Source organism: Pseudomonas sp. 10(2024), from assembly GCF_045164175.1.
Lineage (GTDB): Bacteria > Pseudomonadota > Gammaproteobacteria > Pseudomonadales > Pseudomonadaceae > Aquipseudomonas > Aquipseudomonas alloputida.
Genome location: NZ_CP174006.1, coordinates 3,370,540 through 3,392,509, shown reverse-complemented (window position 1 = coordinate 3,392,509; position 21,970 = coordinate 3,370,540). Strand labels below are relative to the sequence as shown.

Genomic DNA, 21,970 nt, shown 5'->3' with positions numbered 1-21,970 from the left:
GCGAGCCCATGCAACCGACCCAGGATGGTTTCGTCTACGCTTCGCTGAGCCAGCTGATGGCGTTCGAATACCGCGTGCGCGGTTTGAGCTTTCTGGCGCGTCAGCCCTTGGCGAGCATTCTGGCGGGCAACCATGCCTCACGCCTGCGTGGCCGGGGGTTGAGCTTCGACGAGCTACGCCGTTACATACCAGGCGATGACCTGCGACACCTCGACTGGCGCGCCTCGTTACGCTATGGCAAGCCGTTCGTGCGCACCTTCACCGAAGAGCGCGACCGGCCGACGCTACTGCTGGTCGATCAGCGCATGAACATGTACTTCGGCTCCAGGCGCAGTTTCAAGTCGGTCACCGCTGCCGAGCTTGCCGCGTTGTCGGCATGGATCGCCCTGCAGGCCGGTGATCGGGTGGGCGGGTTGGTGTTCGACGATCAGCAGGTGGTGCACATCAAGCCGCTGCGCAGCCGCGCACGGGTACAGGCACTTTGCGCGGCAGTGGTGCGCAGCAACAACCGCCTCAGTGCGTCAGGGCCGGACAGCGAACAAGCGGGGCAACTCGACAGTGCGCTGCGTACTGTCATCGGCCTGGCCGGGCATGATGCGCTGGTTTGCATCATCAGTGACTTTGCCGGTGTGTCGGAGCAGACCTTGAAGCTGTTGCGCCAACTGAGTGCGCACAATGATGTGATCGCCATGCAGGTGTATGACCCTATCGCGCTGGAGGTGCCTGACAAGGGGCGTTTGAGCGTGACGCAGGGTGAGGTGCAGGTCGACCTTGAGGTCGGGCGGCGCCAGGTGCACCGGCCGTTGGGCGATTTTCTCTCCGGGCGCCTGCAGGAAGTGGCCCAGTTGCTGCGCCGCAGCCAGATACCCCTGATGATGATCAGCACCGGCGACGAGGTGCTGGGCCAGGTCCAGCGTGAACTGGGGCGGCTTGGGGGGAGTGCCCGATGAGTGCCCGGCCGTCGCCTGCCGCCATCGACCAGCTCAAGGAGCTGCCGTTGCCGGTACCGCCGTTCAGTTACGCCCCGCACACCTGGGGCTGGGCGGTATTGCTGGCCTTAGTGGTGCTGGCAGGGCTCGCTTATGCCGTGTTTGCCTGGCGGCGCTGGCAGCGCAATCGCTATCGGCGTGAGGCGCTGTTGCGGCTCGACGCGCTGGCGGGGGCGCTGGCCAAGCCCGAGCAGCGTCTGGCGGCCCTGCGTGAAGTGCCGGAGCTGCTCAAGCGGGTAGCGCTTTCCATGCCCGATGCACCCGCGGTGCATAGCTTGTCGGGCGCGCAATGGCAGGTTTTTCTGCAGCAGCGGGCACGCTTTGCCTTGCCTGGGCAGTTCGCCGCGCAACTGCACACGCTGGCTTATGCGCCAGACCTGCAGGTGCAGGCGATCGGCGAACCTGAGCTGCGGAGCCTGGTGAACACCTGCAGGCGCTGGATCGAGGCTCATCATGTGGCAGTTTGATTACCTGTGGGTGTTCTTGTTGCTGCCCTTGCCCTGGGTCGTCTACCGTTTCATGCGCCCTTATCACGAGGCGCGCAGCGCATTGCGGGTGCCGTTTTTCTTTGCCATGAGCCGTGCAGTGAACCAGTTGCCGGGCACCTCGCCACCCTCGGGCGGGCGCTGGCAAGTGCTCGTGAACCTGCTGGTATGGGGCCTTCTGGTGGCGGCCTGCGCGCGGCCCGTGCTGGTGGAAAAGGCCATCGAGCGTGAGCAACCGATCCGCGACATGCTGCTGGCGATCGATATTTCGCAGTCCATGCAGGCCAAGGACTTTACTGACGCCAATGGCCGGCAAGTGGATCGGTTGAGCGCGGTGAAAGGGGTGGTCCGCGACTTCATCGCGCAGCGCAAGCAAGACCGTATTGGCTTGATCGTATTCGGCACGGGTGCCTATCCACAGGCGCCCCTGACCCTCGATCATGCCAGCCTCTCGCTGCTGCTCGATGAAGTCGGTGTGGGGATGGCCGGGCCGAATACCGCCATAGGCGATGCCATTGGCCTTGCCATCAAGCTGCTGGACCAGGCCAATGAGCAGGAAAAGGTGATGGTGCTGCTGAGCGACGGCAACGACACCGGCAGCGCCATAACGCCTGAACACGCGGCAGCCTTGGCCAGCGATCGGAATATCGTGGTACATACCATTGGTATCGGCGACCCCCAGGCCAGCGGTGAAGACAAGGTGGACTTGCAGGCGCTGGAGGGCATCGCGCGTACCACCGGTGGCCGGTTCTTCCGCGCCGATGACCGGGGCGCGCTGGCGCAGGTGTATGCCACGCTCGACCGGATTACCCCGCACCGCGTCAAGACCTTCAGCCACCAGCCCAAGCGTGACCTGTTCTGGTGGCCACTGGGGGCGGCTCTGCTGTTGCTCGCCTTGGGGCATAGCCTGGCAGCCATGGCTGGCCCATTGCGGGCACGGCCTGCGCAGGGGAGGCCGTGAATGGACATCGACCTCAGCGCCTTGCACCTGCTACGCCCTTACTGGTTGTGGCTGTGGCTACCCGCTGCACTGCTGCCGTGGGCCTGGCAGCGGCGCCATGATCTGAAGCGGCAGTTACAAGGCGTGATCGCTCCACACTTGGTCGAGCATTTGCTCATCACTCCCGAGGAGCAACAGCGGGTACGGCCCGTTCACCTGCTGGCAGTACTGCTCGGCCTGGGTGCCCTGGCCGCCGCCGGGCCGACCTGGCAGCGCGACATCCCGGCGTTCGTCGACAACCGTGCGCCGTTGATCCTGGCACTGGACCTGTCGCCCTCGATGGATGCCGACGACGTCCCCCCGTCCCGCCTGCAAGCCGCCAAACATACCCTGCACGACTTGGTGATGCACCGCGCGGGGGCGCGCACGGCGCTCATCGTGTATGCCGGCAGCGCGCACCTGGTGCTGCCCGCCACGGAAGACCCGCAGTTGCTTGATACGTTTTTGCAAGCGCTGACCACCGATTTGATCGCCAAACCCGGCAAGGACGTGGTGGGCGTGATCGAAGTGGCTAAACGCTTGCTTGCTGCCGAACAGGTACCCGGCACGTTGGTGCTGCTGACCGATGGCGCCGATGCCGGGCAACTGTCGGCACTCGCGGGCGCGCTAAAAGGCAGCGACCTGCAGGTGATGGTACTGGCCGTTGGCAGCCACGACAGCGGTGTTTTGCATGACGCCCAGGGCCGTACCCGTATCGATGCCGAAGGGCGCCCGCTGCAGGCGGACTTCGATCAGCAGGGCTTGAGGCAGTTGGCCAAAGCCGTCAACGGCCCGCTGGGCAGCCTGACCCTGAGTGACGACGACCTGGACTGGATCGAACTGCATGCGCAACAGCATTTTCAGGCAGCCCAAGGCGACCCGCAGCAGGTGCACTGGAAGGACGCCGGCTACTGGCTGTGCTGGCCGCTGGCGCTGATTGCCCTGTTGTGTCTGCGCCGTGGCTGGAAGGTGCACTGGATGGCCAGTGTGCTGGTGGCGGTATTGTTGGGCACGCAGCCGCAAACGGCGCGGGCCGGGCCCGTCGCAGATGCCTTCTTCACGCCTGACCAGCAGGGCCGCTGGGCCTTTGAGCATGGCCATTACCCGCAGGCCGCAGCGCATTTCAACGACCCTTACTGGAAAGGCCTGGCTGCCTACACCGCCGCCGACTATGACGTTGCCTTGGCCAGCCTGGGCAAGCTCGATACCGCCCAGGCTTTTTTCTACCGGGGCAATATCTACGTGCGCCAGTTCAAGTTTCCCCAGGCGGTCCAGGCCTACCAACAGGCTTTGAAGCGGCAGCCGGTGTTTCCCGAGGCCAGCGCCAACCTGGCACTGGCACAGGCGCTGCTCAAAGACTACGAAGACCAGCAACAGGCCGGCACACCAGACGAGAAGGCCGACAAGGTGGTCGAAGACCAGACGCCCTCCAAAGGCGCCCGGCAGAAGCAGCAAACTCCGCAGGCCGCTTCGGACCAGGTCTGGCTGAATAACCTGACGACGTCGCCGGCGCAGTTCCTCAGGCGCAAGTTCCTGCTTCAGGACGCCTCACGGAAAACCCCGGAGGGCACCCGATGAAACGCTTGCTGTTGCTGCTAGGGCTCTACCTGCCATTGCTCGCGGTCGCGGCACCCGAGGCACGCGTGCAGGCGCGCCTGCTGCCGGCCGGTGACACGGTGGTAGGCGCGACGCTCGAGCTGCAGGTCGACTTGCTGGTGGACACCTGGTTCACCCAGCCGGCCGTGCTGCCGGTGATCGAACTTCCGGGTGCTACGGTGAGCGCGCCGAGCGGTGAAGCGCAGCATCTGAACGAACGACTCGACGGCAAACCCTTCTTCGGCCTGCGTTACACCTATCAGATCACCCCGCAGACGGCCCAGGCTTTCACGCTCCCTGCGCAAACCTTTCAGGTGTTCCCCGGCCAGGCGGATGCGCCGGTCACGCTCACCAGCGAACCGCTGTCGTTCACAGCCAAGGCCCTGGCCGGCGACGCGACTGTGCACCGCCTGGTGGCGCGAAACGTCAGCCTTGAGCAACAAACACAACTGTCGCATTCGCCGTTGCGTGCAGGGGACAGCATTACCCGCCGTGTGATGACGCAAGCCGAAGGTGCGCAGGCGATGCTGATACCGCCGCCACCGCTGGTCGACATCAAAGGCCTTAAACGCTATGTACAAACCCCTCGTATTGCGCCGCTTAGTGATGGCCGCGGTGGCTCGATCGGCGGCCAGCGCGAGGACAGTGTGAGCTATGTGGTATCGGCTGCCGGACGTTACCAATTACCCGCGATTGAACTGCAGTGGTGGGACGCGGCTACCGGTGAGGCCAGGCAAGCAACGTTGCCCCCCATCGACGTCAACGCCATCGAGGGTGGTTACAAGGCACCCTTTGCCATCGACCAGGACCTGCGCGCGCTCGGCCGTCAGGCACAGTTGCGCCTGCCCGGTCATTGGCTGTGGGCAGCGGGCTTGCTGGTGCTTGGCGGAGGGCTGATTTACTTTGCACGGCCGTGGATGCACGCGGTGTGGCGGCATTTGAAAGGCTGGCATGCAGCGCGGCGTAGGGTACGCTTGCAGTCTGCCGAGCATGCCTGGCGGCAGGCGCGTGCACAACTTGCGCAAGACCCACCTCGGCTCGATGGGTTGTACCTGTGGATCCGGCGGGCTACCGGAAAGCGCACGGTGTCGGAATTTTCCTCAGCTTTACCGTCCCCATTGCGAATACGTCTACTAGACTGGCTCCAGAGTCGCTACGGCAACGTCAACAAAATGCACCACGCCCCGCCGTCATTGAGACCGATGCTACCCGCGCTGCGGCGAGCGGCAGTGACTGGGCGGCAGGTCAGCCACCCTGAAGGCTTGAAACCGCTCAACCCGTGAGCCTTTTGCCTGAAGTGGATGGGCAGCACAGAGGAGGGATACTTCATGCTCGACCTGCACCGCACGCGCTGGTGGTTGACCTTGTTGATTGTATTGCCCTTGGCGGTGCAGGCCGCGAACCCGCTGCCGTCCTGGCGCGATGGCCCCTCACGGCAAGCCATCGAAGCTTTCGTGGGCGCCGTGACCACCGAGGGCAGCAAAGATTATGTGCCCGAGGCCGAGCGCATTGCCGTCTTCGACAATGACGGCACACTATGGAGCGAACAGCCGTTGTATTTCGAAGTGCTGTTTGCCCTCGATGAGGTCAAAAGGCTCGCACCCCAACACCCGGAATGGGTCACCCAACAGCCGTTCAAGGCCGTCCTTGAGGGCGACCAGCAAGCACTCAGTGACAGCGGCATGGACGGCATGCTGAAGATCGTGGCCGCCACCCATGCCGGGGTCAGCACCGAGGCTTTTATCGCCAATACCCAGCGCTGGCTGGCGAAGGCCGTGCACCCTCGCAGCCACAAACCGTACACCGAGATGGTCTTCCAGCCCATGCTCGAGCTCTTGCAGTACCTGCGGGCCAACGGTTTCAGGACTTACATCGTTTCAGGCGGCGAGGTGGCCTTCATGCGTGCATTCGCAGAGGAAGTCTACGGCGTGCCGCCAGAGCAGGTGATCGGCACCACACTGGATGCGCGCTTCATCGATGACAACGGCAAACTGTCGATCGAACGGCTGCCCAAATTGCTGCACAACGATGATGGCCCAGGCAAGCCGGTGAGCATCGATGCCCATATTGGCCGTCGCCCTATCTTCGCCTTCGGCAACTCCGACGGCGACCTGCAAATGCTTCAGTGGACCATGGCTGGCGACGGCAAGCGCTTCGCCGGGCTGGTCCACCACACCGACGCGACACGCGAATGGGCCTATGACCGCAACAGCAAGGTCGGGCGCCTGGACAAGGCGCTGGATGCCGCCATGGGTGCGAACTGGACCGTGGTCGATATGGCCCGTGAGTGGCAGCGCATCTACCCATTCGAAAGCAACCAGGCTCAATGAAAGAGAACCGCAGGGCACAGGGAACCAGCCAAGCAGTAGGTCGATCGTGCACGTAGTCGTGGCAAATGCCAGTAAACGTGATACGGAGAAACCGCCTTATGAAGTCCAGTAGAAGATGGATAACCACATTCGCGCTAGCCGCTACTGCGGCGGTGAGTGTGTGCACGGCAAGTGCCGCGGAAAAACCCAATATCCTGGTGATATTCGGCGATGACATTGGCCAGACCAATATCAGCGCCTACGGCAAGGGCGTGGTCGGCTATCAGACGCCGAACATCGACCGCATCGGCCAGGAAGGGATGCTGTTCACCGATTATTACGCCGAGAACAGCTGTACCGCCGGTCGTTCCTCCTTCATCACCGGGCAGACACCGCTGCGAACCGGCTTGTCCAAGGTCGGCATGCCTGGCGTGCCCGTGGGCTTGCAGGCGCGCGATGTCACCATTGCCCAGGCCCTCAAGGCGCAGGGCTATGCCACTGGCCAGTTCGGCAAGAACCATTTGGGCGACCGGGATGAATACCTGCCGACCAATCATGGGTTCGACGAATTCTTCGGCAACCTGTATCACCTCAACGCCGAAGAAGAGCCGGAGCGTGAACTGTGGCCCAAGGATGACGAGGCATTCGTCAAGGCTACCTCGCCGCGCGGTGTGATCAAGTCGAGCGCCGATGGCAAGATCGAGGATACCGGTGCGTTGACCAAGTCGCGCATGGAGACCATCGACGACGAGACCACCCAGGCGGCAATCAACTTCATCGACAAGCAAGTCAAGGCTGACAAGCCGTTCTTCGTCTGGATGAACACCACCCGTATGCACCTTTATACCCATGTGCGTGAGTCGATGCGTGGGCAGAGCGGCATGCCAGGCAATGAGTATGCAGATGGCATGGTCGAACACGACGGTGATGTGGGCAAGCTGCTCAAGACACTCGATGACCTGAAGATTGCCGACAACACCATCGTGGTCTACACCACGGACAACGGCCCTAACCAGTTCTCCTGGCCTGATGCCGCGACGACGCCGTTCCGCAACGAGAAGAACTCCAACTGGGAAGGCGCCTACCGCGTGCCGGCGATGATCCGTTGGCCGGGCAAGGTCAAGCCGGGCACGGTGTCCACCCAGATGTTCTCGGGGCTGGACTGGTTCCCGACACTGTTGGCCGCAGCCGGTGACACTGGCATCAAGGACCGCTTGCTCAAGGGCGCCGATGTGGGTGGCAAGAACTTCAAGGTGCATCTGGACGGTTACAACCAACTGGATTACCTGACCGGCAAAACGGACAAGAGCGCACGTGACGAGTTCTATTACTTCAACGACGACGGTGAACTGGTGTCGATGCGCTTCGGCAACTGGAAGCTGGTGTTCTGCGAACAGCGCGCCCCTGGGGGGTTCGCGGTTTGGAGCGAGCCGTTCACTTGCCTGCGGGTACCCAAGGTCTTCAATTTGCGTATGGACCCGTATGAACGCGCCGATGTCGTCTCCAACCAGTACTACGATTGGGTGACCAAGAACGACTATCTGATCTTCCAGGGAACCCGCAAGGCTGCCGCATTCCTGCAGACGTTCGTGGAATATCCGCCGAGCCAGCGTCCGGCAAGTTTCAGCATCGACCAGATCCGTGCTGACGTGGACAAGAAAATCGAAGAGAAGATGAAGCAATAACGGCAATGCCCCGCGCCCGCCCTCGGCGGGCGCATTCTTTCATACCCAGTGCGGACAGACGTGTGGGTCCGCTAAGGCTTGATGATGCCAGCAGTCGTGAACCTTCCCCGCGCCGACAGTTCCGCCTCCACCGAAACGCAAGCACCGTTGCAATGGCTGATGCCTGCGGCGCTGCTGTTCATCTCCGGCGGTGCAGCGCTGATCTATCAGGTGCTTTGGGTCAAGCAGCTGTCTCTGGTGGTCGGGGTGGAGGTGTATGCCATCACCGCTGGCATCAGCGCGTTTTTTGCAGGGCTGGCCATGGGGGGCCTGCTGTTCGGTCGCTGGGCTGACCGGTTGCGCCACCCGATCAAGCTCTATGCGGGGCTGGAGTTGGCGGTCGCTTTACTGGCGGTGGCGGCGACCTTGGGGCTGGCGCAGAGTGCGGCACTGTTTGCCCGCCTGGAGGCGAGTGTCGGCTTGCTGGCCTGGCTGCTGCCATTGAGCCTGGTCGGGCTACCCGCCTTTTTGATGGGCGGAACCTTGCCTGTACTGGTTCGAGCGCTGACCCCCAGTGACGCGCAGACGGGGGAGGCGGGTGGTCGGCTATACGCCGCCAATACCGCTGGAGCAATCTGCGGCACCTTGCTGGCGGCATTTGTCTTGCTGCCCCTGCTTGGCGTCACCGGGGCCGCCTGCGTAGCGGGGGCGTTGAATCTGCTGGCCGCGCTGGGTGCCTGGTGCGGGCGCGGTAGGCATGAGCGGGCCTTGCCTACCTCTGCCACTGCCTCGCTGCCGCGCACGCCGCAGGCTCGCTTGGCCATCGCCCTGTATTGCCTGGCAGGTGGCGTGGCGCTCGGTTATGAAGTGGTGTGGACGCAATCGATCGTGCAGTTCATGAGTACGCGCGCGTTTGCCTTTTCCGTGGTGTTGGCCACCTATCTGATGGGGCTGGTCCTGGGCAGTGCACTGTACGCGAGGCGCGCAGACCGCATCCGCGACCCTTGGGGGCTGTTCGGCCTGTTGATCGCGTCGGCCGGGCTGCTGGCGTTGTTGCAGATTGCCGGGCTCGGGCGGTGGCTGGTGACCTGGCAGACCCTGCTGGAAAGCCATGTCCTGCAACTGACCGGCAGCCAGTTGGCAGGGATGTGCGCGCGCTTTGCGGCTGCTGCAGTGTGCGTGGTATTCATCCCGACCACGTTGCTTGGGGCGGCATTTCCGCTGGCCCTGCGCCTGGCCGTGGACAGTGGCCAGGTGGGGCGGGACGTGGGGGCGGTGATTGCCCTCAATACCTTGGGTGGCATCGTCGGTGTCATGCTCACGGGGTTTGTCCTGGTGCCTGGAATAGGGCTGGTGCGAACCTTGGTGGTGCTCGCTTGCGTGGCAGCGGCCATTGGGGCAGTAGCGACATGGCGCGGCCAGGCCGTGCACAAGGGCATGCGGGCAGCGGTCCTGCTGGTTGGCGGCGCGACCCTGGTTACCGGCGCGCTAACCCCACCAGAACGCTTGGCACAGTTGTTACCAGGCGCGCGAAGCGGCGAACTGGTGTTCTACCAGGAAGGCCGCGGCGGCACGGTAGCGGTGGTCAACCAGCAGCGTCAGGGACAAGCGTTCAACCGCCTGTACATCCAGGGTGTGTCCAACACTGGGGATGCCATGCCGTCACTGCGCTACATGCGCCTACAGGCGTTGCTGCCTTTGCTGATACATCGCGGCGAGCCGCGCTCGGCCTTGGTGATCGGCTTCGGCACCGGGATCACCGCCGGGGCAATGCTGCGCTATTCAGGGCTGGAGCATCCGGTGGTTGCCGAGCTGCTGCCGCAGGTACTGGCAGCGGCACCGCTGTTCTCCGGTAACTACGACGCTGTGAACGATCCGCGCCTTGACATCCGCCTGCGTGATGGGCGCCGGGAGCTTTTGCGTAATGAGCAACGATACGACGTGATCACCCTGGAGCCGCCACCGCCCTCGGCAGCAGGTGTGGTCAACCTTTACTCGCGCGACTTCTATCAGTTGGCAGCCTCTCGCCTGCAGGAGCATGGACTGGTCGCTCAATGGCTACCGCTCCCCACCCAGAACGACGAGGACAGCCGCTCGCTGGTACGCAGCTTTCTTGACGTGTTCCCGCATGCCTCGCTGTGGACCACCGAGTTTCACGAGATGCTATTGATCGGCTCGGCAACGCCGATGGTGCTGGATGTACCGCGCATTCGCCAACGCTTCGAGCAACCCCAGGTTTCGGCTGCCCTGGACCAGGTCGGCGTGAGTTCAGTCGAGGCATTACTGGCCACCTGGGTGACCGACCGGCAAGGGCTTGAGCGTTATGCCGGCGATGCACAGCCGGTTACCGACGATCGGCCCCGTATCGAGTACGCGCCGTGGGTACGGCCGCGCGAAATCACCCGAGTGCTGCCGGCCTTGCTGGCGCTGCGTGTAGCGCCACCATTGGAAAACGCCAACCCCTCGGTGCTCGCCGCGGTGAATGATGAGTGGGCGTTGCTGCGTCGTTTTTATGGGCTGTCGCTACTGGCTTACAACGGCAATCGCGAGGCCTGGATGCGTGAGGCACGGGCCTTGGCGCCGATCAGCGCAGAGAATCCTTACATGCGCTGGTTTACCGGCGGCAAGCGCTGAACTGAACCCACGGTTAGAAACTGCGTCAGGCCCGGCTATTACTACATGTTGCGCCTGCACGGGGCCTTGGCTAGAGCCTGACCAGCACCGGAGGCCTCATCGCTCACGCGGTGTTTTCAGGTTTGGACGGGGCCGCGTGCCACTGCTCCTTGGGCACCCATTTGGGTTGCTCGGGGTCGCCCAGGTAGTGAGGCGACATGATTTGCACCCCATACTCGTTGAACACGTCCTGGATATTGGCGTGCAACAGGCTCAATAGCTGCGCGCGTGGCCTGGGCTCTGACGGGATGGCCTGGGCCACTAATCGGTACTCGGGGTAGAAGTCCGACAGCGCCGTCTGGAATACCTGGGGCGTGGGCGTTTGCAGCACGCCGTCGGTGCGCCGAGCCGCTTCCAGCAACATCGCCTCGACCTGACGCCACGGGGTGTCATAGCCGATGGTCACCACGGTATCGACCACATAGCCTGGCCCTTGCACGATACGTGAGTAGTTCTTGGTCACCGAGCCGGTAATCATTGAGTTGGGGAGTGTCAGCACTTCGCCAAGCCCGGTGCGAATGGTCGTGGTGAACATGCCCACCTCGGTCACCGTGCCCTCGTAATCACCCACACGTACAAATTCACCGGCGCGCAGCGTGCGCGTGTAGGTGAGGATCAGTCCGGCGGCGCCTTGGCCGATGACACTGGTCGCCCCCAGTGAAATCATCAGACCGAGCAACACTGACAACCCCTTGAAGGCATCGGTACCCGAGCCGGGTAGATAGGGGTAGGCCATCACCAGGGCGAAGAGCCAGATCGCCAGCGACGTCAGGCGCATGGTCGGTTGCAAGGTTTCGGCGGTCAGCCATTTCAACGTGCCCGGGCGTGCCATGCGCCTTAGCACACGCTTGGAGAAGGCGCTGATGCCACGGGCGATGAAGAAGATCGACAGTGCAACGGCCAGGCCGGGCATGGCACGCAAAATACCGCTGATCAGGTAGTTGAGCAGCTCCATCAGGTGGATATTGAGGCTTTCCCCCCAAGACCTCGTGTAGGGGAACTGAGACAGCACGAAGCCCAGCCACTGGTAGCAGAACAACAGCACGACCAACCAGTACAGCAGCCAGAGTGAGCGGTCGATCAGGTAGTACAGGTTTTGCAGGTCGAACAGTTGCGTGTGGCCGACCTTGAGGCGCTCGGAGTGTTTGCCCATCAGTTTGGGCAGCAGCCCCAGGAGCTTGCGTCGACAGTAGCCTGCGGCCTTTACCAGCATGAAAAAAACCACGGTTGCCGCAGCGCTGTAGCCTATCGCGGTGAGCAAGAACCGCAGGCTACGCGCCTGACGGGTTTCCTCGACGACAAGGCGCAGGTTCTCGGCGGCCTGCTCGGCGGCTTCGCCTGTTGTAATGTTGTCGGCCGCAGCATCCAGTGGCGTCACGATGAATGCACGGCGCCCGCCCAGCAGCACCAGGTAGCTGCGCAGGATAGGGTCGACGCGAACCTCCAGGTCGTTCGTTTCCTGGAGCGTTTCCTCGATGACCTTCTTGGCGCGCTGGGCGCGCACCTTGGGTGTTTCGCCCAGCAGCGTCGCACGAAAGACCAGCACCGTGCGGTTGATGACGGTCAGCGGGGCGGGTTCGGCAATCACACCCTCTATCTCTGGCCCGGCCTGAGGGGTGTCTGCGTGTAGCAGGGGCGAGAACAGCAGGTGGATCAGTAGCATCAGCCAAGCAGCCCGTCCCAACCTGCGCTTCATGCCCATTTAACAGCCCCTGTGCCGACGAGTGGATTGCTACCAGCATAGTCGGCTTCAGCAAGCATTCAGTGGCTTAGTTCGCGGGCACGAGGATCACGAAATTCTTCTTCATGTCTTCCACTACGGTCCATTTGCCCTTGGCGCCCGGTTCGATAATGAACGTGTCGCCAGCGGCCAGTGTGACCGGGGCGCAACCCTCAAGCTCGATGACGCAGCACCCACTCAGGACATGGCAGAACTCCCAGACTTTGTAGTCAATGCGCCACGCCCCGGTGCTGGCTTCCCATTCTCCGGAAATGCGACCTTGCTGTTCATCGTGATAGTACTTGGACGTCAGCGTGTGAGGGGTGCCTTCCAATACTTCTTCAAAGAAGGGCAGGTCGCGCAGCGGTTGGATATCCAGTTCGCGGAACACGGTCAGTTTCTGGTTCATGGCTGTTTCTCGAGCACGTTGTGAGTAGGGCGATACATTAAATAGGCTTCACCGGTGACGCCCAGCATCGGGTGCGGAACGATCTGGCAGGTTTTAACAATTTGAAAACCATGACGTTCGTAGAAGCGGCGTGCACCGTGGTTTTCTGCGTAATCGATCAGGCACAGTCCATCGAGGCCTGCGTCGTCAGCGCGCTGCTGGGCGTGGCGAAGAAACTCGGCACCCAGCCCCTGGCTCCGCCAGGCCTCATCCAGTGCCAGGCTGGATATGTACAAGGTATCGGGTATTTCCATGTCGGAATAAGGCGCGAGGACGGGGTCGGTCTCGACTGGCCTGTCAGGGGTCGCGCGCAAGGCATAGCTATGCATCATGCCGATGACGCGCTCTTCGAAAGTGGCCATCAGGCAGTTCTTGTATGAAAAGTCGCCCTGTTCTCTGGCATAGCGAGACGCACCGACACTCAGCAATGCTTCTCCAGGTGCGGCGAGCTTGCTCCATATGTAATCGGCCATGCCCTCCGATGTCAGTTGAAAGAAGCGCGCAATATCATGCGCGTCCGAGACTCGAGCGGGTCTGAAGTCGATAGGCATGTACAGTGCTCCCATGGTGCCGGGGTCAGTTTTCAAGGGTTACGCCTTTGGCTGGGGGCAGGGTAGACGGTTGTAGCGGTTCCCATGATGCTCTGCGCGAACACCATCGGCATGGCGTGCGACACTCCTCATGGCCACATGGCCCGACCGATTTCAGGAGCAGGGATACTCCGTCGGCGCCGCCTGCGCCGGAGTCATGCGCCAGGGCCCGGGCGGTTGGCAAGCAACTCGGCGACCAGGGCGCTGGTATCGACGATATCCAGTTGCTCCAGGCATCGCACAGGCAGGCGAAAGGGGGCAATGCTGTCGGCCACCAATACCCGTTCGAACGCGCCGCTGTCGAACAGCTCGCCACCGGTGGTGAACAGGCCGTGGGTGGCCGCGGCCAGCATGCGGCTGGCTCCGGCCTGCCGGCAGGCCTGGGCAGCGCGTAGCAGCGTCTGCCCCGTGCTGATCAGGTCGTCGAATACGATGACGGTGCTGCCTGCCACGTTACCGACCAGGTGTTCGCCGCTCAGGCCTGCCTGCTGGCGGTGTTTTTCCATCATCGCCACCGAGACCGGGCGCGCCAGCAGGTGCGCCAGGACCTGGCGAAACTGCTCCGCGCGTTTGATGCCACCGATATCCGGTGACACCACCGTGACCGCCTGCTCACCGAGTAGTGGGGCCAGGCGTTGGGCGAATAACTGGGTGCATTGCAGGTTCCAGCTCGGGATTCGGTAGGCGTTGTCGAAGGCGCTGGGGTTGTGCACGTCCAGCGCCACAATGCGGTCCACGCCGCAGCTTTCCATCAGCCGAGCCACATGGCGGGTGATGATAGCGTCCTGAAACTCCACCTTGCGGTCCTTGCGACCATAACAGAGGTAAGGCGTGACTGCCGTCACCTGGCGGGCAGCAGCGTCCTTGAGCGCACCACAGAAGAACAACAACCGGCATAGCTTGTCATGCGCGCTGTGGTGCGCGTCACCATACAGCGAGTGGAAGACGATGACCGATCGACCGTCCACCGATTCGCCAGGCCAGCACTTGTGCTCACCGTCCTCGTAGTCGCGCTCTTCATGTGCAGACAGTTCCCTGCCCAAGCGTTGCGCCACGGCATTCCCATAGTCCTGGCTGCCTTGCAAGGCGAACAGTAACGGCGGTGTGTCATTCATGCCCTGCGCTCCAGAGGTCGTTCACAGCAACATGAGCTGCATGGCACTGTGCGGTTTGATGAGTATCTAGTCGAGCATAGCCAGCGGGCGATCGTTCAACCGTGAATCGCCAGAATACTGGAGTGAATCTTGTACAGGGTTTGCTCGGTAGTACTGCCGACGACCTTGCTCACCCCCTCGTGGTAGAGCGTGCCCATCACCACCACATCGAAGCCTTGCTGGTTCGCGTATTCGCTGACCACGTTACGGGCAGCACCCCGCACCAGGTGCAGGTGATCTGGCTTGATGCCATAACGGCCGCCGAACGTCGCCATGCGCTCGCGCGCACGACCGGACATTTCCTCGGCCAGTTTGTCTGTCCAGGCCACGGGTGCGGCGGCATAGGCAACGAAGCTGGCGCTGGGTTCGTAGGCCTGCAGCAGATGCAGTTGCGCCTTGCAGCGTTGTGCCAGTGCCTGTGCCGATTGCAGGATGTGGTCGTTGAGCTTCTCGATCAGCGGGTCGTGCTCGACCAGGTCCACGGCGACAAGTACGCGCGCTGGCAGCGTCGTTTCAGCCTGGGCTACCAGGTGCAGCGGGATCGGGCAGCGGCGTAGCAATTGCCAGTCCAATGGCGTGAGCAGGGCACGGCTCAAGGCGGTTTCGTGCTGGATGTCCTTGATCACCATCCCTATCCGGTGCAGTTGGGCCAGCCGGATCAAGTCCTTGAGCGGGTCTTGATCGTCCAGTGTCTCGGCGTAGGCGGTAATGCCCAGTTCGCCCATCGCCTTCACCTGGTCAGCGAGCCAAGCCTTACGATGCTCGGCGTCCTGCTTGCGGGCGTTTTTGCGTAGCACCTGGTCCAGGGTTGCCAGGCGCGAGGGCAATTGACTAAGCGCCACCAGGTGCAAGGTAGCACCTGTCGCACTGCTCAGCGCTTGAGCACGCGTCAGGGCAGGCGAAGGGTGCAGGTCTGGATGGCAGATCAGCAGCAGTCTTGAGTAAGTATTCATGATGGCCTCCACCGCGGTGGCAGCCTCGATGAAGGCCCACCGGTTCAGGCCAAGCGTGACGCAGTGGGGCTCGATGACCTTGATATTTATCAAGATTGGCTGAATGTCAGCTTCAATAATGGTTGCGGTGCGGCGTTTATCGCCGCGTTCCGCGCAGGTGACAAATCAGGCAGACACCATCGCCCTTGATTCTGAAATTCTAAAGGTGTGTTCACCGGTCGCTAACATTTATCTGCGCCAAAGCTTGATACTCAATGAGCCGCCGACCTTGCTGAATGGGAGATGCCTTTGATGGAGTTACGCCAGCTTCGTTACTTTCTGAGTGTGCTGGAGTGTGGCAGCCTCGGCAGAGCCGCGCTCGAAACGGGCGTTGGGGTATCTGCGTTGAGCCAGCAACTCACGAAGCTCGAAAGTGAGTTGAGTACCCGCCTGCTGACACGCTCTAGCGTTGGCGTCACGCCTACCGCGGCAGGTTTGGCATTTGAATACCATGCGCGCCTGACGCTGCGCCAGGCCGATTACGCCATGCTGGCTGCACGCAGTGGGCGTATGAGTGGGTACGCCAGCGTCGGTATGGCACCCACCACGGCTTCGGTGTTGGGGCTGGCGCTGATCGCCAGGATGCGCGAGCGCTACCCTGATATACGTCTTCATTTGGTGGAAATGCTGTCGGGCTACCTGGTGAACCAGCTCAATACTCGGCACCTGGACTTGGCGGTGTTGTTCCAGCTGGAGGCTGGCATGCGGCTGGATGCGCGGCCGCTGCTGGAGGAGCGGCTGTTCGCATTGGTTCCGGTAGCCTTGGTCAAGGCTGACTGGGGGACGTCGCTGACGTTGCAGCAGATCGCCTCGCTGCCCTTGGTGATGCCCAGCGCCCAGCATGGTCTTCGCGCCACGTTACGCGTCATCCTTGAGCGCGTCGGATTGGACGCGAATATCGTCATGGAGGTTGATGGCCTGTCGCTTCTCATGGATTGCGTCCGCGCAGGTCACGCCGCGACGATTCAACCCGGCGCCACTGTGGCCCGGGCCATGCAGGCAGGCCTGCGGGTGTTTTCAATCGACGATCCGCAAGCTCAGCGTCGCAACTTGGTGGTGAGCCTGGTCGATGATGAACTCTCGCCTGCTGCACTTGCCACGCGAATCGTGCTGCATGAAGTGTCCCGCGAATTGGTGCAGCAGGATCGCTGGCCAGGGGCGCGTTTGCTGTGAGCGCCTGCGAACGACCGTCCCTTTAGAAAAACTGAAGACCTCCCCCCTGCAATCGTGTTTCGCCCAAGGTACGCGACCCTCTAGAGTCCGGGGTCCGCGAGGAGCTGCCCAACCCTGGCTTCTCGCTCCCTGGAGGCGACATGATCGATGTACTTGTCATTGGCGGCGGCAATGCTGCCCTCTGCGCCGCGCTGATGGCGCGCGAGGCCGGCGCCAGCGTGATGCTGGTGGAAGCCGCGCCCCGCGCCTGGCGAGGCGGCAATTCCCAACACGCCCGTAACCTTCGATGCATGCACGATGCCCCGCAGGACGTGCTGGTGGAGGCTTACCCCGAAGAAGAGTTCTGGCAGGATCTGCTGAAGGTTACTGATGGCCAGACCAACGAGGCCCTGGCGCGTCTGGTGATTCGTGCCTCGTCCGACTGCCGCGGCTGGATGCGCCGCCACGGCGTGCACTTCCAGCCCTCGTTGTCGGGTGCGCTGCACACTGCGCGGACCAACGCGTTCTTCATGGGCGGGGGCAAGGCCCTGGTCAATGCTTATTACCGCAGCGCCCAGCGGCTTGGTGTGCAGGTGCGCTACGACAGCCCGGTGTGCGATCTGGAGTTGCGCGATGGACGCTTCATCGCTGCCCACCTGGCGGCCCGCGACGTCGACGGGCGGCGCCTGCCCGCCGAGCGCATCGAGGCGCGCAGTTGCGTGCTGGCGGCCGGCGGCTTCGAGTCCAATCGCCAATGGCTGCGCGAGGCCTGGGGGCAGAATGATCGCGGCGAGTGGCCGGCGGACAACTTCCTTGTGCGGGGCACGCGCTTCAACGACGGCGCGCTGCTGCGGCGCATGATCGACCTAGGTGCCGACACCATTGGCGACCCGACCCAGGCCCACATGGTCGCCATCGATGCCCGCGCACCGCTGTACGACGGCGGTATCTGCACGCGCATCGACTGCGTGTCGCTTGGCGTGGTGGTGAACCGCGACGGCCAGCGATTCTACGACGAAGGCGAGGATTTCTGGCCCAAGCGCTATGCCATCTGGGGGCGCCTGGTGGCCCAGCAGCCTGGCCAGGTGGGGTTCTCGATCATCGACCAGAAGGCCCTGGGCCGCTTCATGCCACCGGTCTTCCCTGGCAGCCGCGCCGACAGCCTCGAGGCCTTGGCTGTAGCCCTCGGACTGCCGGTGCCTGCGTTTCTCGAGACCCTGCGCGCCTACAACCAGGCATGCCGCCCCGGCACGTTCGACCACACCCGGCTGGACGATTGCCGTACCGACGGCGTGCAACCGGTCAAGAGCCATTGGGCCTTGCCGATCGATAAGCCGCCGTTCTTCGGTTACCCGCTACGTCCGGGGGTGACGTTCACCTACCTCGGCCTGCGCACCGATGCCACGGCCGCCGTGCATTTCGCTGGGCGGCCCAGTCCCAACCTGTTCGTCGCCGGCGAGATGATGGCCGGCAACGTGCTGGGCAAGGGCTACACCGCCGGTGTCGGCATGTCCATCGGTACCGCGTTTGGCCGCATCGCCGGCACGCAGGCGGCGGCTGCCGCCGGCCATTGTATTTCCCCCCTGGAGGCCCAGCATGACTGTGCAAATGCCTGATCCCCACGTGTTCGAACCCGCCCCGCCACAGGCCGAGCTGATCCCGCTGCTGAACCTGGACGAGCAGGAGGTGGACCGGCAGATGCGCATCTGCAACGCCTGCCGTTATTGCGAGGGGTTCTGTGCCGTGTTCCCGGCGATGACCCGTCGACTCGACTTCGGCAAGGCCGACATCCACTACCTGGCCAACCTCTGCCACAACTGTGGCGCCTGCTTGCACGCTTGTCAGTACGCTGCACCGCATGCGTTCGCGGTGAACGTGCCGCAGGCCATGGCCAAGGTGCGCGGGCAGACCTACGCTGAGTACGCCTGGCCGGCCCGTTTCGGGCAGCTCTACCGGCGCAATGGCACCTTCGTCGCCGTGGCGTTGGCACTGGCGCTGTCGCTGTTCTTGCTGCTGGCCTTGCAGGTCAACGGCACTTTGCTGCCTGGGCGGCTCGCCGGAGATTTCTACGCTGTGTTCCCGCACAACACCTTGGCGCTCTTGTTCGGTGGCGTGTTCAGCGCTGCCGGGGTGGCGCTGGCCGTGGCGTTGAGGCGCTTCTGGCGCACGGTGTCGCCCGCCCAAGCGCGGCAACCGGCCAACGGTGCGCTGCCGGAGGCGGCGAGCGCAGTGCTGACGCTCAAGTATCTGGATGGCGGCCATGGCCAAGGCTGCAACAACGCCGACGATCGCTACACGCTGTGGCGTCGACGCTACCATCACTTGACCTTCTACGGCTTCATGCTGTGCTTTGCCGCCACCGTGGTCGCCACCGGATATCACTACCTGCTGGGCCTGCATGCGCCATACCCGCTGCTGAGCCTGCCGGTAGTCCTCGGCACCCTCGGCGGTATCGGCCTGATCGTCGGGCCAGCGGGCCTGCTGGCGTTGAACCTGCGCCGCGCGCCAGAGCATGGCGACGCCGCGCAGCGCCCCATGGACCGTGCGTTCATCCTGCTTCTGCTGTTGGTCAGCACGACCGGTATGGCGTTGCTGGCCCTGCGTGACACCGAGGTGATGGCGATCCTGCTGGCCGTGCACCTGGGCACCGTCATGGCACTGTTCGTGACCTTGCCCTATGGCAAGTTCGCCCATGGCCTGTTCCGCAGTGCCGCGCTGCTGAAGTTTGCGATCGAAAAGCGCCGGCCCGACCCTCACAGCTTGGGCGGGGACTGAACCCTGCCGGGGATGCGATGCGACACCGTGTGTTCGGCCTGGCGAGCAACGCAGTGGCCACCGTGCTGATCTCGCTGTCCGAGGGTGCCTGAGAACGCGAAACCCGGCTGCGCCGCCTGAAGGGTCCGCCTAACCTCATCGCCACGGCCGACCGAACCGTACACCCCGCATTGACACAAACGCCTACCTGGCATCAAGCGATGCCGGGTGGGGAAGGGGGCCGTCTACCCGTCGGGCGGCCGCATAGACAATAAGAACAAGAGAACAAACCATGCTCGCACTTCTGGGCCTGATCATGGTGGTGACCTTCACCTACCTGATCATGAGTAAACGCCTGTCCCCGATCGTCGCGCTGACCATCGTGCCGATTGTTTTCGCCCTTGTTGGCGGTTTCGCGCCAGACCTGGGCAAGATGATGCTCGATGGGCTGAAGATGGTCGCACCGTCTGCCGCGCTGCTGCTGTTCGCCATCCTGTTCTTCGGCCTGATGATCGACGCCGGCCTGTTCGACCCGCTGATCCGCAAGATTCTCAAGCGGGTGAATGGCGACCCGATCAAGATCGCCATCGGCACGGCCTTGCTGTCGCTGCTGGTGGCGCTGGACGGTGACGGCACCACGACCTACATGATTACCTGCGCCGCCATGCTGCCGCTGTACAAGCGCATCGGCATGAACCCGATGATCCTGGCGACCGTATCGATGCTGTCATTGAGCATCATGAGCGGCATGAGCCCGTGGGGTGGTCCCGCCACCCGTGCCATTGCCGCGCTCGGCCTGGATGCGACCGAATACTTCATTCCGATGTTGCCCACCGTCATCGGTGGGGCGGCCTGGGTCGTGTTCACCGCCTACCTGCTGGGCCGTGCCGAGCGCCGGCGTATCGGCAATATTGCCCTGGAGTCCGGTGGCGGCAACTGCTACATCAAGGAAATCCTCGGCGACAACCCGCACAAGCGCCCGCGCCTTGCCTATGTGAACCTGGTGCTGGTGATCGCGGTGATGACCGCGCTGGTGCTGGGGCTGATGCATGCGGCCATCCTGTTCATGATCGGTTTCGTCGCCGCACTGATGATCAACTACCCGCAGCTGGACCTGCAGAAAGAGCGCATTCTCGCCCATTCGGGCAACGCCATGACCGTGGTGCTGCTGGTGTTCGCCGCGGGCATCTTTGCCGGTATTTTCTCGGGTACCAAGATGGTCGATGCATTGGCCCAGACGCTGGTGGACTGGATTCCGGAAGCGTGGAGCCACTGGTTCCCGCTGGTGGTGGCGCTGACCAGCATGCCGCTGACCTTCGTGCTGTCCAACGACGCGTACTACTTCGGCGTTGTGCCGATCCTGGCCAATGCCGCGGCCGCGTACGGCATCGACCCGGTGGAAATCGCCCGCGCCTCGGTGCTTGGCCAGCCGGTTCACCTCATGAGCCCGCTGGTGGCCTCGACCCTGCTGCTGGTGGGCATGGTCGACCGCGATATCGGTGACTTCCAGAAAGCCACCGTGAAATGGGCCGTGCTCACCTCTCTGGTGATCACTGCGCTGGCACTGCTGACCGGCGCCTTGTCCTTCATGGTTTGAAGCACTCAGGGCGCCGCTTGCGGGTACGGTGATAACCCACTTCTGGAACTATCGTGCTGTTTCAAGCAATCGATTTTGTCATTTTACGACCCCTCTCCAAGCCCCATTGAGCTGCATAAATCAAAGGTTTCAGGGCGCGTCGGGATTTCTCGCAAAAAGCACTGATGGCACGTTGACTCTCCCCTTAGGGGGAGACTTTAGACTCCCGGCCCCCGATAGATCTGGCCTCAAAACAGCTTTTTTTGGCCCGATGACTTTATTCATTCAATGCGGCTTTTGTAGGGAAACACTCAATGAATAATCCGTTGGAATTGGACAGCGTTATCAGCAGTACACAGGATATTCTTGCGCAGTTGCTGGTGCTGGATAGGGGCGACGTGACAGAGCACAGCAGTATTGTTGACGACCTCAGCGCCGACTCGCTGGACATCGTCGACCTAAGCTTCCAGCTGGGCCGTCAGTACGGTTGCACCTTGCCGAAAACCAGCGTGCTGGATCACGCGGTAGCGGTGTTCGGCGACGCCACCCGGTTTGTCGAAAATGGCCGAATCACGCAGGACGGCGTGGCCTTGCTGGAGCAGAGCCTCAGTGCTTATGCGCCGGGCCAGTTGCACGTGGGCATGCAGCCGGGCGATGTCTTCTCGGCCACCACCGTGCGTAACTGGGCGCAGCAATGCCATAACGTTTTCAACTACCTCCCCGAGACCTGCCCTGAGTGTGGCGCGGTTCATGCCCAACTCAATGAACGCCAACAAGTGGTGTGTGGCGGTTGCAGTGCTCGCCTGACCCCTCTGGACGGTGACTCGATCTCGCGTCTGTTGGTTGAGCAGTACGCGGCCGCCCAGTTGAAGGCTTCGGCGTAGGGGGT

18 protein-coding genes are annotated in these 21,970 nt (G+C 62.8%); 13 read left to right on the top strand and 5 right to left on the bottom strand.

All coding sequences use genetic code 11. From position 1 onward, the window contains the following. The first annotated feature begins 8 nt into the window (after positions 1-8). From ACI7M0_RS15320 to ACI7M0_RS15285, 8 genes are all read left to right on the top strand, one after another. Positions 9-950: a DUF58 domain-containing protein gene (locus ACI7M0_RS15320; RefSeq protein ID WP_129932170.1), complete on the top strand. Its 942-nt coding sequence runs from the start codon at positions 9-11 to the stop codon at positions 948-950. After that, positions 947-1,456, top strand: a complete 510-nt coding sequence (locus ACI7M0_RS15315; RefSeq protein WP_129932171.1) for a DUF4381 domain-containing protein — start codon at positions 947-949, stop codon at positions 1,454-1,456. The genes ACI7M0_RS15320 and ACI7M0_RS15315 overlap by 4 nt, the downstream gene beginning before the upstream one ends. After that, positions 1,443-2,435: a VWA domain-containing protein gene (locus tag ACI7M0_RS15310; RefSeq protein ID WP_129932172.1), complete on the top strand. Its 993-nt coding sequence runs from the start codon at positions 1,443-1,445 to the stop codon at positions 2,433-2,435. The genes ACI7M0_RS15315 and ACI7M0_RS15310 overlap by 14 nt, the downstream gene beginning before the upstream one ends. Next, the gene (locus tag ACI7M0_RS15305) at positions 2,436-4,031 is read left to right on the top strand and encodes a VWA domain-containing protein (protein ID WP_129932173.1); all 1,596 of its coding nucleotides are present in this window, start codon (positions 2,436-2,438) and stop codon (positions 4,029-4,031) included. After that, positions 4,028-5,332 carry a BatD family protein gene (locus tag ACI7M0_RS15300; RefSeq protein ID WP_129932174.1) on the top strand — a complete coding sequence of 435 codons (1,305 nt, stop codon included), beginning with the start codon at positions 4,028-4,030 and terminating at the stop codon, positions 5,330-5,332. The genes ACI7M0_RS15305 and ACI7M0_RS15300 overlap by 4 nt, the downstream gene beginning before the upstream one ends. Positions 5,333-5,377: 45 nt before the next feature. Next, a complete protein-coding gene (locus ACI7M0_RS15295) occupies positions 5,378-6,379 on the top strand; it encodes an HAD family phosphatase (RefSeq protein WP_129932175.1) in 1,002 nt (333 codons plus the stop codon). A gap of 98 nt (positions 6,380-6,477) precedes the next feature. Beyond that, the gene (locus tag ACI7M0_RS15290) at positions 6,478-8,043 is read left to right on the top strand and encodes an arylsulfatase (RefSeq protein ID WP_129932176.1); all 1,566 of its coding nucleotides are present in this window, start codon (positions 6,478-6,480) and stop codon (positions 8,041-8,043) included. Positions 8,044-8,202: 159 nt separating this feature from the next. Continuing rightward, the gene (locus ACI7M0_RS15285) at positions 8,203-10,656 is read left to right on the top strand and encodes a spermidine synthase (protein ID WP_256658184.1); all 2,454 of its coding nucleotides are present in this window, start codon (positions 8,203-8,205) and stop codon (positions 10,654-10,656) included. A 103-nt stretch (positions 10,657-10,759) separates the two neighbouring features. On the opposite strand, the gene ACI7M0_RS15280 is transcribed toward ACI7M0_RS15285, so the two are convergent. From ACI7M0_RS15280 to ACI7M0_RS15260, 5 genes are all read right to left on the bottom strand, one after another. Next, on the bottom strand, positions 10,760-12,397 hold the full coding sequence (locus ACI7M0_RS15280) for a mechanosensitive ion channel family protein (RefSeq protein ID WP_129932178.1): 1,638 nt from the start codon (positions 12,395-12,397) through the stop codon (positions 10,760-10,762). Between the two features lie 67 nt (positions 12,398-12,464). Continuing rightward, on the bottom strand, positions 12,465-12,824 hold the full coding sequence (locus ACI7M0_RS15275) for a cupin domain-containing protein (RefSeq protein ID WP_003253997.1): 360 nt from the start codon (positions 12,822-12,824) through the stop codon (positions 12,465-12,467). Next, positions 12,821-13,414, bottom strand: a complete 594-nt coding sequence (locus tag ACI7M0_RS15270; protein ID WP_231114314.1) for a GNAT family N-acetyltransferase — start codon at positions 13,412-13,414, stop codon at positions 12,821-12,823. Before ACI7M0_RS15270 ends, ACI7M0_RS15275 begins: the two co-directional genes overlap by 4 nt. Before the next feature lie 194 nt (positions 13,415-13,608). Beyond that, positions 13,609-14,568, bottom strand: a complete 960-nt coding sequence (locus ACI7M0_RS15265) for a ribose-phosphate pyrophosphokinase (protein WP_129932179.1) — start codon at positions 14,566-14,568, stop codon at positions 13,609-13,611. Positions 14,569-14,663: 95 nt separating this feature from the next. Next, a complete protein-coding gene (locus ACI7M0_RS15260) occupies positions 14,664-15,653 on the bottom strand; it encodes a universal stress protein (protein ID WP_064493314.1) in 990 nt (329 codons plus the stop codon). A 198-nt stretch (positions 15,654-15,851) separates the two neighbouring features. On the opposite strand from ACI7M0_RS15260, the gene ACI7M0_RS15255 reads away from it, so the two are divergent. From ACI7M0_RS15255 to ACI7M0_RS15235, 5 genes are all read left to right on the top strand, one after another. Further along, the gene (locus ACI7M0_RS15255; RefSeq protein WP_129932180.1) at positions 15,852-16,772 is read left to right on the top strand and encodes a LysR substrate-binding domain-containing protein; all 921 of its coding nucleotides are present in this window, start codon (positions 15,852-15,854) and stop codon (positions 16,770-16,772) included. A gap of 140 nt (positions 16,773-16,912) precedes the next feature. Continuing rightward, positions 16,913-18,367 carry an FAD-dependent tricarballylate dehydrogenase TcuA gene (gene tcuA, locus ACI7M0_RS15250; protein ID WP_129932181.1) on the top strand — a complete coding sequence of 485 codons (1,455 nt, stop codon included), beginning with the start codon at positions 16,913-16,915 and terminating at the stop codon, positions 18,365-18,367. Continuing rightward, positions 18,348-19,526, top strand: coding sequence for a tricarballylate utilization 4Fe-4S protein TcuB (gene tcuB / locus ACI7M0_RS15245; protein WP_129932182.1), 1,179 nt, complete (start codon positions 18,348-18,350; stop codon positions 19,524-19,526). The genes tcuA and tcuB overlap by 20 nt, the downstream gene beginning before the upstream one ends. A 271-nt stretch (positions 19,527-19,797) precedes the next feature. Continuing rightward, the gene (locus ACI7M0_RS15240; RefSeq protein ID WP_010953061.1) at positions 19,798-21,102 is read left to right on the top strand and encodes a CitMHS family transporter; all 1,305 of its coding nucleotides are present in this window, start codon (positions 19,798-19,800) and stop codon (positions 21,100-21,102) included. A 293-nt stretch (positions 21,103-21,395) separates the two neighbouring features. Beyond that, positions 21,396-21,965 carry an acyl carrier protein gene (locus tag ACI7M0_RS15235; protein WP_010953688.1) on the top strand — a complete coding sequence of 190 codons (570 nt, stop codon included), beginning with the start codon at positions 21,396-21,398 and terminating at the stop codon, positions 21,963-21,965. Positions 21,966-21,970 lie beyond the last annotated feature (5 nt).